This window comes from Mycoplasma sp. Z386, assembly GCF_054343375.1.
This window is the reverse complement of the sequence record NZ_JBTGVC010000016.1, coordinates 18,119-29,710: the sequence shown is the minus strand read 5'-3', so window position 1 is coordinate 29,710 and position 11,592 is coordinate 18,119. Positions and strand designations below refer to the sequence as shown.

Annotated in this window: 6 protein-coding genes; 1 reads left to right on the top strand and 5 read right to left on the bottom strand. The window is 23.5% G+C overall.

Annotated elements, in window-relative coordinates; translation table 4 throughout:
- Nucleotides 1–97: 97 nt before the first annotated feature.
- The 5 genes from ACXX85_RS02830 to ACXX85_RS02810 form a co-directional block, all read right to left on the bottom strand.
- Nucleotides 98–5,077 carry an MGA_1079 family surface serine endopeptidase gene (locus ACXX85_RS02830; RefSeq protein ID WP_458560583.1) on the bottom strand — a complete coding sequence of 1,660 codons (4,980 nt, stop codon included), beginning with the start codon at nt 5,075–5,077 and terminating at the stop codon, nt 98–100.
- A 7-nt stretch (nt 5,078–5,084) separates the two neighbouring features.
- A complete protein-coding gene (locus tag ACXX85_RS02825) occupies nt 5,085–6,392 on the bottom strand; it encodes a discoidin domain-containing protein (protein ID WP_458560582.1) in 1,308 nt (435 codons plus the stop codon).
- A gap of 8 nt (nt 6,393–6,400) precedes the next feature.
- A complete protein-coding gene (locus ACXX85_RS02820) occupies nt 6,401–8,125 on the bottom strand; it encodes a Na/Pi cotransporter family protein (protein ID WP_458560581.1) in 1,725 nt (574 codons plus the stop codon).
- Between the two features lie 15 nt (nt 8,126–8,140).
- Nucleotides 8,141–9,475: a signal recognition particle protein gene (gene ffh / locus ACXX85_RS02815; RefSeq protein WP_458560580.1), complete on the bottom strand. Its 1,335-nt coding sequence runs from the start codon at nt 9,473–9,475 to the stop codon at nt 8,141–8,143.
- Between the two features lie 107 nt (nt 9,476–9,582).
- Entirely contained in the window at nt 9,583–10,296 is a 714-nt protein-coding gene (locus tag ACXX85_RS02810) for a R.Pab1 family restriction endonuclease (RefSeq protein ID WP_458557535.1), read from the bottom strand.
- Between the two features lie 37 nt (nt 10,297–10,333).
- Between ACXX85_RS02810 and ACXX85_RS02805 the strand changes: the two genes are divergently transcribed.
- Nucleotides 10,334–11,527, top strand: a complete 1,194-nt coding sequence (locus ACXX85_RS02805) for a hypothetical protein (protein WP_436358423.1) — start codon at nt 10,334–10,336, stop codon at nt 11,525–11,527.
- Nucleotides 11,528–11,592 lie beyond the last annotated feature (65 nt).

Below are 11,592 nucleotides of genomic sequence, written 5' to 3'. Positions count from 1 at the left end.
TAAATTAATTATTAAACAACTAATTGAAAATTTTTAATTTTGAATATTTAACCTAAAAATCATTTATAAAAAGCAATGAAGTTTTTCTTCATTGCATTTATTCTTTTATTTCTTTTCAGAATCAAGGGAGTGCAAAAGAATTAGGATCTTTAGCATTTGCTCTTGCTATTTGAGCACCAAAAGAACCTGTGTTCTTTAAGCTTAATGGATTTTCGTTATTTCAGTTAATACCAAAATAATTAAAATATGTTGTATCATAACGGAACCCATCAGATCATGCTCCACCAGAACCAGATGTTCAAAGTGCTATAAAACTATTGTCATCTGTAAATATTCCAGAACCAGAATTCCCTGTTCCAAAATATAAAGGTGCAAAATTAGGTGTTTGTGTAAATCTAACATTATCTCTACCTATTGTCGGTCTATGATTTACATATCCTGTTTTAGTTCCTCAAACAGGAAAACCTAAATGAGCTGTATCTCTAATTGTAGGAACAAACATTTCACTTTGTTTATAATTTGCATCAAATTTTAAATCAGGAATTTTAAAAAGATTTTCTAAATGTTTCGCAAGTCCCATTCTTCCATCTCTTTTTGTTTGTTTTAAAAGTGCTTTTAAATCAATAATAGTTACTGCTGCATCATATGCGGCTTTAGATGTACCATTTTTACCTATTTGACTTTTATCTCATCCACCAACTCATATAATTTTGGATGGAACTTTACTAAATCCAACATCATTTTCGGTGGCATTATATCTATATCCTGGATTAATATAATTTTTGTATTTATCACTTGCAATTAAGAAAGTTCTATTTATTTTAGGTTGATAAGGAAGGTTATCACCTGTAATTTGACTTAAACTACCTACTTCTCTATCTACGTGTTGATTTGTTAACACATAAAATCTAGCATCATTTGGATCATTATTAACTTTTCCTATAATTGAACCAGAAGCAAAATAATATTTACCTGCAATATCTGCAGCATACTTTACAACTCTTGATTTTACAGTATTCACAAGTTTTCAATCATATCATTCGTGTCTAATTCATTCTTTATCTGGTTTATATCCTTCATGAATTTTATAAATTACATTTTGATTTGGATTATAAACACTGTAATCTGAATCAATATTTTCATCATTATAATGTAAAATTGGTTGTTGCTGTAAATCATAATTTACATGTTCATAATTATATTGATTAGTTTTGTAATCGCTAAAATGTTCCTTTTGATTGCTATTTGTATATTTCATTACTATTTTTGCTGGTGCAAAATTTAAAATAAAAGCTCTTGAAGGAGAAAAGTTAACATCATTTGGTTGTGTATAAGTTGTATCAATAATAATTTTGTATTCAGGATTTTTTAGTTTTAAAGTAAAGGAAATTCCTGTATTTTCGTCATACTGAGCACTTAAAATATATTCCACTGGTGGCACTTGAATTCAAGTTCTTCCTTTTGGAAATTTATAACCACCAACAACACCTTCTTTAATAACTAATTTACCTATTACTAACTCTTCAAAATCAAAATCAAACTTAGGAACTTTAGATTCATTTCTTACTCTATCATCTTTGTCATTATCAACTGATAAAACATTTCCAAATAAAGTTAATTTAAAACTTCTGTTTTTTGCTCCTGATGCAAGAAAAGTTTTTTCAATATACTGTTTTTTTAGTACTCAAGATGCAACGTTGGTTTTAGGATCTAAAGTTCAAATTAAATCTTTTCAAAAAGGTTCTAATTCTCTTTCTCTTTCAACTTCATTTTCTGAATAAAAGACTGTATTTAGTTTGTTATTATCAAATGTAAGTTTATTAGTTCCTTCATTAGTGATAATCTTTTTAAATCCGCTAATTTTGTATCAAACATCACTGTTAATAACTGAATCATCTTTTTTATAAAAGGCAAATCTAACAAATGCGAAATCATCATTTGCATTTTGAATTTCTGAAATTTTAAAGCGATTTTTAGGTAAAGAAAAATTATTATATTCTATTTCATCGCCAGGATAGTTTAAAGTAACAATTCTATTTAATTCATCCAAATTATTTCTATAATAAGTTACATCATGTTCTTTTAATTGCTCTTTATTAACGTTGATATCTGATAAAGTTATTTTGTTTAAAATAACTGCAGGATAAAGTTCCTGTTGATAATCATTTACAACATTATCTAACACATATTCCTGTTCATTAGTAAATCTTTTGGTATTATCTAAAATATTAATAAATCCAATTTTAAATGATAATGATCACTTATTTATTTGTTTTATATCATAAAAATAATAAAAGTATTTAGTTAATAAATCATTTAAGTTTGCAGTACTTTTAACAATTCCACTTTTAGTAATTAATTTAGCATCTAAAGGTACAAATCAGTCATTATCATAACTTTGTCCAACTAAAGCAGAATCATCAGTTCCATTTGCTAATTTGAAAAAGTAATTCATTTTTTCTAGATGATTTTGGAAAAGAAAATCTTTTATATTAAATGCTCTATACAAGGTAACATCTCCTTGTCTAACTGCTTTTCCTTGAACTTTTCTATGTTGAAAATTAGTTTCATTAATTTTATTGATTTCTGTTTTGAAATTTTCTTCTATTTCACTGTAATTTCCTTTAAAATCGGCTGCTGTAAATTGTTTACCATTGATTGGTTTTATTGCTTCATAAGTAAAATGTCTAAAGAAATCAACTGTTTTTATATATCTTGATTTATTTTCAGGTAAAGGTGCTTTTTGTCCATCTATTTTGTATCAAAAGAAAACATTTGCATCTCCACCTCTAGCAGTGTCTCTAATTTGTTTTATATTATTATAACTTTCAACATTTTCTACATAAATTTCATATCTACCATATTTAGGTAAAATATAAGAATTTTCAATTGCTATTTTTGCATCTTTTGAATAATAGTCTGTGTGAGTTTTTCTTACACCATCTTTAAATTGAAATTCTTCTAATAAATCACCAACCGGTCCACTTAAAAGTTGTAAAATTTTGTTTTTGTTTACTTCATCATCTTTTTCGGTGTTTTCATTTTCAAATTCTACTGCTTTTAAAGAAGTGAGATTAAAAGTTTTTATAACTTGCTTATTAAATAAAATATTTACTGTTGCTTGCAATTTATTTGTGTTATTTTCTAAACTAAAATTAGGCACTATATCATAACTAAAGAAATTCGAAATACCCTGTTTTTTCTTTATTAAATACTTTTTATATGTTTCATTTTCAAGAAATTCTCTAAATTTAATTTTAGATAATTCAAAGTAGTTAATATCGTAAATTTCATCTAAATTTGCAATAGATATATTATTTATAATAGGTGTAATATTTTTAGCAGAAAAATCAATTTCTTTTCTTATTGTTGTGTGCAAATTAGAATCAGTTTTTGCAACAGCATCTATTGTTACAACAAGAATATTTCTATTATCTTCTTTTAGTTGTAAATTGGAAATTGTGTAATCGATAAAATCTGTATCTAATGCTCCAAAATATAAATTTGCATTTTTTAAGTTAATAGAACCAGAGTATAAATATTGTTTTAAATCAAACTTTTCTGTATTAGAATTTAATTGAAAATTACTTAAATTTGCATTTGCTTCTCTATTGAAAATAGTTTGCAAATCATCATTTGTTGTATCGGTTGCATTTTTTATTTCATTTAATTTTGAAATAAATTGATCTGCTTTATCTATTGATTTAGTGAGATCAAAAATATCTACATCTAACAATTCATTATTTTTAATAAATGAATCAAGTTTTATTTTTTCTTTTAAAAAATTAAATTGTTTTTGTCCTGATAAACTATTGTTTGAAATTCCATTTTCAAATTCTAAAATTAGTGTTTTTAAATTTTCTATTTTAGAAAAAAGTTGTTCTAAAGCATTTTTAAAATTATCTATTTCTTGCTTAGTTTTTATTAATTTTACATTTTGAATTAACTCTTTTTTAAAATTATTTTCAATTTTAGAATTATTTAAATATTCGATTAATTTCTCTTTTGAAATATCGAAATCATTTTTTAGAGAATTGATTTTATTTAATAATTGTTCATAATCTTCAATAGTTTTAATTTCGTTATTTCTGTTGATAAAAAATTGTTTTTGATCATCTGTTAAAAAAGCAAATTCTTTTATTTCTTCCGTAAATTTGGTTTTCTTATAATGTAAATAGGACTCATTTAAATTTTTTGATTTTATATAATTTTTAAAATTTAATGATAAATAATCAATATGATTTTGCAAATCATCTACTGTCTTAAAAGATAAGATTTTCTCTTCAGAAAACCCTTGTTCTATAGTATTTGAAAAAGTGGATCAATCTTCAATTCTTAAAGATCAATTTTCTTTGTAAAAAGAGAAATCATCCAATAGTTCTTTAATATTTTTATCAACTTTTTCTAACTTATTATAGTATTCTTGATAATCAAAAATTTCCTTATTAAATTCAAATTTAAAATTCTTATTGTTAAATTTATAAATGGAAGGATTACTGAAATTTGTATCATTTATTTTTGTAGCAAAATTAGTAATTTCACTATTTAATTTTTTATTTTCATCATCAATTATAGGTAAATTTTGAATTATACTTTTTAGTTCATTAGTTTTTTCTTTAAAGTTAAAATTTTCAAACTTGGTTTTTAAAATTTCTTTAAAGATTTCATCCTTAAAATTAATAATTTTATTATTTTTATTAAATAATATTTCTTTTTTGACAGAAAAAAGATGATTTAACTCTTCAAAAGACATTTGGGCAAATTTATTATATTCATTAACAAAAGATTTAAGTTCATTGATTTGCTCTTCTCTTTTATTTAAATCTTTTTCTTTTGTATTTAAAAATCAACTATAAAAATTTCTTAAGGGTTCATCTATTTTATAATTGGGTTGTTTAAGAATAAAACTTTTTAAATTTAGATTTTGTTCATTATATTTTCTATTGTAATCTTTAGTTTCAATATTGTTATTATTATATAAAATAAGTGATGTTGCAGTTCCTATTAGAATACTTGAACCAATAAGAGAAGTGCTTATTCAAAAAATTGCTGCTTTCTTTTTTTTATTTTTTTCCATATTTCCCTTATTTTTTAGATAAATTTAGTTTATATATAGTTGTATTATTGTTTTCATCTGTAACTAAAATTTTAAATACAGATTTAATTTTTGTATTGTTTTTAATGTTAACTTCAGATAAAACTTCCTTAATTTGAATTCTTAAATTTTCTTGATTAGGAACTGAAATGTTTAGTTGTTCCAAATTAGGTAATTCGATATCATAACTAGTTTTAAAAGAATTAAAATTCTCGATAGGTTTATTATTTATTAAAACAGATTTTAAAAAACTTGAATTAGAATTTTGAGTTAAAATTTTTAAACTATTTTTTACTCAAAATTGAAAATCTGTAATTCCTATCATTGAATCACCACCATTTGCTGTTTTAGCTGAATCTCATGAAAATTTAAATCATCTTGTATTAATAGGATCAAAATTAAAAATGGTTTGATTAGACACATTAACTCCATAAAGTGGGTTTGCTGGAGTTATATCAAATTGACTTCCCTTGTTTTTATCTAAATTTGTAACTTCTGTTCAATTTTCCCCATCGTTAGAATAAGAAAAATAAAAGGTTTCTGGTAATGTGCTTCCGCCCCAACCATTTTTAAATCAATTAATTCTAATTTGAGAAATAGATTTTCTTTCATCTCATTTAAAAACGATTGTTCTGTCTGAAATGGAAGTATGTCTATTGTGGATATCTCTATTGTCTCATCTAGATTCTATACCTTGATCACTATCAAGCATCTTTCAAAAATCATAATTTGCTTGATTAGAAATTTTTGTTGATTTATCATAATCAATTTCTTTTCTGGCACTTAATTCATCAATAGCAGGTAAAACACTTCTTATGTATTCGTCTCCATCTACTTGAGTTCTTGTATAAATTGTTAATTGAGTAGTTAAGGATGGATAATCTTTAATATGTCCTTGAATTGTTGTTGAATAATCAATGAGTATTTTTTCTTCAAAATCAGTGTCTCAAACAACTTCTTTTTCAAAACTAAAATCTGTATTATTTATAATTAAAACAGTTTTTGGTAAATCTTGTTTAGTAATAACTTTTCCTTTATTAAAATAAAGAATTGGTTCTTGAACAATAAAATTAGTTTCTCTACTAACATCATTTACTGTTTCTTTTATTTTAAAAATATCTGAATTTACTTTTGTGTAAATTCCTTCTTTAAAATTTGGATTAGGATTTTTAGGTGGAAATTGTTCTGAATTTATATTGTCATTGTTGTTGTTAGAGTTACACGAAACAACAATCAAAGATGTTGATAAAGTTGCTAATAATAAAGGAAAAAAGATTTTTTTGTATTTTTTATTCATAAATATTCCTAGTTATTTAAATCTATAAAATTGGTTCGTTCTTGTTCGGAAATTCTTTTCATTTTAAATCTTGAATTTTTAATGTAGTGACTAATTCTTTGGCAGTGATGTGCCATTCTTTCTATTGTTCTAAGTAAAACGCTATAATCAAAGTCTTTTTCTAATTGTTTTCTGCCTTCTTCTGTTTTTAATCTTTCAACATTGGATTTTGCAAATTCTAAAGTTAAAATATTTAAATTATTAGACATTTTGTCGATAAATTCACTACGCTCTTTTGTTTGTTCTTCAAGTTGAGAAGCGGCATTTTTGATTAAAACAAGCACTAAAGAAACAAGTTCTTTAATTTCCGTAACAATTTCTGGTTCTATGTCAAAGAAAAGTTCGTTTTTCGAGTCATAAATTCTATTTAATTCAATAATTACACTTCGACCTAAACCCATAATTTTATCAATAGAACGGGAAGATAAAATTAAAGATAAATGTGTTTTGGCTTCATTTTTAGTTAAATTATTAGAACTTATTTGAACTAAATAATTGTAAATTAAAGTTCTAGTGTTATCAATTACTTCTTCAAGTTCAGAATATCTTCTAAGTAATTTTGTATCACCAGTTTCAATATATTTATTTAACAATTCAATTCCTGCTTCTGAAATTTTAGCTTGTGAAAATAAAGCATTTTTCGCAGCTTTTAAAGCTAAAGAAGCATTTTGTCCTATTAATTCTTCTGGAAGATAAATATCAAATTCAGCTCCAACTCTTTTCTCTTTGATAAGAAAATTTACTAACTTTTCTAAATATTTTATTAATCAGAAAAATATAGAAACTAAAATGAAATTAAAAAGTAAATGTGCAATTGATAATTGAAGAGCTTTTTGATTTGGAACAATTAACTGAATAAAATCTGAATAAAAGGTAAAAGGCGATAAAAATGGCAATAAAATTAAGGAAATTGTGAAGTTAGTGAATCCTCAAATTAGTGCTATTTTTTTAGAATTATTATTTTTTGATGTAAATGAAACAATCAATCCTGTTATTGTTGTACCTAAATTAGCGCCAAAAACAAGAGCAATTGCTGAAGGCAGTTGTAATAAGGAATTTGATTCATTGAAAACAACTTGATATAAAGTAACTGTTGCGCTTGATGATTGCAATAAACCAGTTAAAACAAAGGAAAATAGAAAAGATAATCAAGGATTAATTCCTGCAATTCTTAAAGTTTCTTTAAAGAAATCTTCCTTTACTATTTGCTTTGCTGCACCTGACATTATTTTTAAAGAAAAGAATACCATTCCTATCGAAACTAAAATTAAAAAGATATTTACAGCTTTTTCTTTTTTTGTTAAAAGGGAACCAAAAACTCCAAGAAACATAAAAAGAACAAAGTATTCAGTAAATTGAAAACTCGATTGAAATGAAACAATCAGTGAAGTAGTAGCGGTACCAATATTTGCTCCTAAAAGAAAAGCAATTGCAACCCTTAGTCCAATAAATTTGGCAGCTAATAACCCCATAATTAGAGCAATTGCACCATCTGAAGACTGAATTAAAGTGGTAATAAGTACACCTACCATAAGTGCGACAAAATTATTTTTGGAAATAACTTTAATTATTTTTTTAAATTTACTATCTCCAATATTTTTTAATGTAGTTGATAGTTTTTTAGTTGCAAAAATAAACAAAGACAAACTGGCTAATGCAAATATAATTGCTAAAGTAGTTGTTTCAAAAATCATATATTAGGAAATTAATTAAAATTTATTAAATATATTTCCTAGTCCTCCCATTCCATTTTTTGACATTTCTTTCATTCTTTTTGAAAGCATTTCAAATTCAGTTAAAAGTTTGTTATAATCTTGAACACTCTTGCCACAACCTTTTAAAATTCTATTTTTTCTTGATGGCATTTTTAACAATTTAGGATTCTTCCTTTCTTCCATAGTCATTGAAGAAATGATAATTTCATATAATTTAATTTTTTCATCAACTCCTTCAACTTGAGAAAGATCAATATTTTTAGGTAAACCTGGTATTAGTTTTATTAATTTAGAAAATTTTCCCATTTTTTTCATTTGGTGTAATGAATTTAGTAAATCATCTAAATTGAAATTACCAGCAAGCATTCTTTTACCTAATTTTTCTGCTTTTTCTTTATCAATAACTTCTTCTGCTTTTTCAATTAAAGATAAAACATCTCCCATTCCTAAAATTCTATCTGCCATTCTATCAGGATGGAATAAATCAAAATTATTAGTTTTTTCACCTGTTCCTATAAAAACAATAGGTAAGTTTAATAATTTTGTTAATGAAAATGCAGCACCACCTCTAGCATCTGAGTCTAATTTAGTTATAATGGAACCTGTTAATTTTAAATAATCATTAAATGTTTGGGCAACATTAATAATATCTTGTCCAGATAAGGCGTCTGCAACAAAAAATATTTCATTTGGTTTTGCTATTTCTTTAACATCAACAAGTTCGTTCATTAAATTTTCATCAATAGATAAACGTCCAGCTGTATCTATAACTATAAAATCATAATATTCATCCTTAGCTTTCTGAATTCCGTTTTTTACTATATTTTGAACATTAGTATCATTTTCAAAATAAACATCAACATTCAATTGTTTACCAAGAACTTTTAATTGTTCTATAGCAGCAGGACGATAAATATCTGCAGCAATCATTAGTGGTTTTTTAATCATTTTTTTTCTTAAAAAATAACTAACTAATTTTGCTGTAGAAGTAGTTTTACCAGATCCTTGTAATCCAGTCATCATTATGATTGTTCTTGTTTGATCTAATTTTATTTCCTTTGTTTTTCCACCAAGGATTTTAGTTAATTCATCATTAACAATTTTAATCATTTGTTGTCCTGGATTTAATTTACCAATTATTTCAGAACCAATTGCTTTTTCTTTAACTTCTTTAATAAAATCTTTTACAACAAGCAAGTTAACGTCAGCTTCTAAAAGTGCTAATTTAATTTCTCTTGTAATTTCTAATAAATCTTCTTCTTTTAAAATTGTTTTTGAGCTAGCTTTTTGCATAGCTTTTTGTAATCTTTTCCCTAAAAAATCTAACATATTGCTTAATTATATAATAATTAATACCGTTTTTAGTAATATTAATAAAATATTTTGAAATTTTATTTTTTATTTGTTTTTTTAATCAAAAATTCATATTTTCAAAATTAAATGTTTTCTTTTAAGAATGATAAAATATTCAAAATATCTGTTTTATGTTTTGTTGAACATAAAGCAAATATTTTTACTACAGTCATGAAAACTGTAACTATTTCTTTATTTAAAATTAGTTTTAATTCTGTTAAATGTTTAGAAGTTTGACCAAGTAATAACATAGAATTGCTAAATAATGAAATAGGAATATTTAAATAAACCATTGGTTGGAAACCGGATGCGTATTGTTGTTTTTGAATTGATATTTCAATATTAATTCCATTATCAAAAGAATGTAAAAAAGTAGGTAAAACTATATTTTTTTGACTAAAATTTATTTCTTCAATTAATATTTCTTCGGATTTTTGATATTGAATTTTCTTTTCTTCAAAATAAAAGTTATATTTTTTTATTTTTTCAATTAATTTGTTAATATCGATTGTACTAATCATTTTATTTTCTATTAATTCTTTTAATATTCATGATAATTCAAAAAGATTTTTCTTTTTATTTTTGTAATTTACAAATTCAAATTCTTTGTTTTGTTCAGCATCTTTATCATAACTAATTTGTCACTCAAGAAAACAATTATCTTGAAAAAAATCTTTTGTTGTAGCAAATGTCTTAGGAAAATCTATTTCACTTTCTTTGATTTTTCAACGAAATTTTCCTTTATTTTTGGAAGAAAAAAATAATTCTAAAATTCCACTATTATTTTTAATTTTCATAATTAAATTATATTACATAATGTGATAAAATAAAGTAATGAAGCAAATTAATCTTGAAAAAAATATACACTTAGTTGAAAAACAAAAAATTCAACTCGGAAGTTATTATAGTCCTAAAAAAATAGTTCAAATAGCTAAAAAATGGGTTATGGATGAAATTAAAAATAATCCATTTGACCACATTTTGGATTTAGGTGTAGGTTATGGTTCTTTCATTAATGACTTTCTAGATTTAGAAAGCAATTTTATTGCAACTGATATTGATGAATTCAGTGTTAATTTTATAAAAGAAAATTTCCCTAATATTTCCATTTATAAAGAAAATTCGCTTATAAAAGTAAATAGAAGAAAATATAAAATAGAAGAGAATGAAAAAATTCTTATAATTGGGAATCCACCATATAATGACACTTTAAGTCAATACCAAAAAAATAAAAAAGGTTCTTTTGAAATGGATGAAAATCTTGTTTCAAATGATTTAGGTTTATCATTTTTAAAAATGTATAATGAACTTAAAGCAGATTTAATTTGTGTAATTCACCCACTTTCTTTTCTTATAAAAAAACAAAATTTTAATAAATTAAAATCTTTTTTTCAAAACTATAAACTTGAAAAATCTATGATTTTTTCAAGCAAAGAATTTGAACAACTAAAAAATAAAAAAACTAATGAATTTCCTTTAATTTTATCTTTATATAAAAGACAAAACAATATCGAAACAAATTATGAAGATATCTTAAAATTCAAATTTGATATTTTTAATCATCAAGATTTTTTTATCTTAAATAATTTCAATACAATTGATTCAAAAATACATAAATATCCTTTTAAAACTGAAGAAAAAGACATTTTATATTTTTATACATTAAGAGACATAAACTCATTAATTAGAAATAAAACCTTTTTAAGTAAAAAAATAAACAATGCAATAGCAGTTTCTATAGAAAATTTATATAAATACTGCTGATTAGATTTTTGTAAAAATAATTATTCTAATTTGAAAAATAAATTTTTATACTCTAATCTTAGTCCTTTATATACAGAAATGATTGAAAATGATTCAATAAAAAAAATGTTAGTTTCTTGAAGTTTATTAAATAATCAAACATTTAAAGAATTTGTTCAAAATAATAATTTAGAAGATAAAATTAAAAAATTTTATAATATCAATAATTTAGAAATTAATTTTAAAAAATTAGATAAGATATTTAAATCTACTTTAACTTTGTAAGATTTATTTTCTTTTAATAGACTGTAAATATTAAGAAAAGTCATTAGACTTAACAAAACAAGTCT